1 protein-coding gene is annotated in these 2,926 nt (G+C 58.1%); it reads right to left on the bottom strand.

The genetic code is table 11. The features are described from left to right. Positions 1 to 532 precede the first annotated feature (532 nt). Positions 533 to 2,644, bottom strand: coding sequence for an elongation factor G (gene fusA / locus JE47_RS0119910; protein ID WP_031461419.1), 2,112 nt, complete (start codon positions 2,642 to 2,644; stop codon positions 533 to 535). Between the last annotated feature and the right edge of the window lie 282 nt (positions 2,645 to 2,926).

Below are 2,926 nucleotides of genomic sequence, written 5' to 3'. Positions count from 1 at the left end.
CCCCCCTCCTCTCCCACGCTGCGGGAGAGGAAGGGGGATGAGCGGAGGGGGAATGGGCAGAGCAAGGGCGATCCTGCAACTGGCAACGATACCGCGTTCACGAACTAGATCACCCCTCTCCCGCCGTGCGGGAGAGGGGCCGGGGGTGAGGGCTGCCCCCTCACCTTCCCCCCTGCCTTCCTTCCGCTCCCACGCTGCGGGAGAGGAGGGGGGTGAGCGGAGCAGAGGCAATCCTGCAGCTGGCAACGATACCGCGTTCACGAACCAGATCACCCCTCTCCCGCCGTGCGGGAGAGGGGTCGGGGGTGAGGGCTGCCCCCTCACCTGCATCACCCTATAGAGCGGGTTGCGAACCCGCTCCGGCTGGTGTAGTACTACGGTTTGTAGTATATTCTACCCTCTACTGTTGGATGCAGGGATGGTCAGGGCATATACCGAATACTACAAGACGGTTTCCGGTGAGGAGTATGACGGTGCATTGTCGTACCAACCTGCGGCCTGGGGTTACAGGCCGCAGGGGCTTTCTCAGACACTAATGGCTGTGTGCCGCTTCCAGCTCTTTCTTGTGGGCTTCTACGATTTGGTTAACCAGATGCGGCGGCACCTCTTCATAACCGGCAAAGCTGATCGAGAACCGTCCGCGCCCCTGAGTCATGCCACGCAGGTCGGTTGCATAACGTTGAATCTCTACCAACGGTGCCTGGGCGTGGATTACCGTTTTGCCATTCCCCATTGGCATCATCCCTTGCACACGGCCCCGGCGTGTACTCATATCGCTCATCACGTCGCCAGCGAACTGGTCAGGGACAATGATTTCCATATTGTAGATCGGTTCGAGGATGATCACGCCAGCTTTCTGAGCGGCGAGGCGGAATGCTTCCTTAGCCGCCGTCTTGAAAGCAATTTCCTTCGAGTCGACCGGGTGCTCTTTGCCGTCGTAGACTGCTGCACGCACATCAACCACTGGGTTCCCCGAAATGATGCCCTCTTCCATCGCCTCGCGAATACCCTTTTCGATGGCCGGCATGAATCCACGCGAGATCACACCACCCACAATTTCGTTGACGAATTCGAGCGGGTCTTCGCGATTGGGATCAGGGGGCAACGGTTCGACGCGCAGGGCAACATCGGCAAACTGACCAGCACCGCCAGTCTGTTTCTTGTGGCGATACTGAGCAGTAGCAACGCTGCGAATGGTTTCGCGGTAGGGGATGCGGGGCAGTTCGAGGTCGATGTTGACATCGAACTTACGCTTCATCCGCTCAGCGACTATCTGAAGATGAGTCTCGCTCAGACCGCTCAGCAGGGCTTCGCCAGTACGTGCATCGCGGGATACCTGCAAAGAGGGGTCTTCTTCGATCATCCGGCTGAGCGCCGAGCTGAGCTTGTCAAGGTCGGCACGGGTACGTGGTTTCACGGTTGCAATGAAAGCCGGGGCAGGGAACTGAATGGGACTGACCGCAAGTGGGCGCGACGACAGACAGAGTGTGTCGTTGGTCTGCGTATCGCCGAGTTTGGTCAGTAAGCCAATGTCACCAGGGCCAACGGCTTCGACCTCGATCTGCTCTTTGCCGCGCACGATGTAGACGTGGGCAATCCGTTCTTCTTTGCGGGTACGGGCATTGAACAAGGTCATACCGGCGCGCACTTCACCCGAAAAGACACGGAAGTAGCTCAGCCTGCCATAGGTGTCGGACACCGTCTTGAATACCAGCGCTGCCAGTGGCTCGTCACGGCTGGGTCGCAGTTCAACTTCCTGGTTGGTGGTCAGATCGGTGGCAGTCGTCGTCTTCCGGCCTGCCGAGGGGATCGAGTCGATGATACCGTTGAGCAGTTGAGCGATGCCAACAACTTCAGTGGCCGATCCACAGAAGACCGGCACAATCGAACCATCAGCGATACCGGTGCGTAGGCCGAGCAACAGCTCTTCACGGGTTAGCGCATCTTCACCGCCTTCGAGATAGCGTTCGATCAGGTGATCGTTGGTTGCGGCAATTTTATCGATCAGGGCCGTGCGCCACTCGTGCATCAACGTATCGAGTTCTGGTGGCACATCAGCCTCGATATAGCTACCATCGTGTTTGGGGCTAGTCAGCCAGGCTCGCTGCTGACGCAGCGAGATAATACCTTTGAAATCTTTGCCAGAACCAATTGGGATTTGCAGCGGAATCACCGCAGCATCGAGGATTTCGCGGGCCTGCTCGATCACACGGTAGAAATTGGCATTCTCGCGGTCGAGTTTGTTGATGAACAGGATGCGTGGAACGCGCTGCTGTACCGCCATCTCCCAGAAGAGTTCGGTACCGACCTCAACACCGGCGCTCGCGTCGAGCACGAGCAGTGCGCCATCGATAATGCGCATCGCGGCGCTAGCTTCTCCGGCGAAATCAGCAGCACCCGGCACATCAATCAGATTGATCTTGTCGCCATTCCATTCAAGGGGTAACACACTGAGCGAAATAGACATCCCGCGTCGGTGCTCGTCGGGATCATAGTCACTAGTCGTTGACCCATCCTCGACGCGCCCCATCCGCGGGATGGCGTGGGCGGTCATCAGCATTGCCTCGGCCAGCGTGGTCTTCCCGCTGCCGAGGTGACCGAATATGCCGATGTTGTGGATCCTTTCCGGTTCAAACGCTCGCATAACTGTCCTCCTTGACGCAAGCCCGCGCCCGTTGGGCGTGTGCTGGAAAGGAAAAAATATTTTGTTAAGAACAGATTATCAGGGTTGTGAGGGTTGCGTCAATAGGAGAAGATGTAACACAACTTTTGCACAGGAAATTCAAATGTTTGTCACGCGGGGACGCCCTCACCTCCCCCCGCCCCCTCCTTCCCCAGGCTGTGGGAGAGGAGGGGGGATTATGCCCCTCACCTTCCCCCTGCCCCCTTCCTCTCCCACGCTGTGGGAGAGGAAGGGGGATTATGC

Origin of the sequence: Chloroflexus sp. MS-G, assembly GCF_000735195.1 — a bacterium.
Lineage (GTDB): Bacteria > Chloroflexota > Chloroflexia > Chloroflexales > Chloroflexaceae > Chloroflexus.
This window is presented reverse-complemented; position numbering and strand designations above follow the sequence as displayed.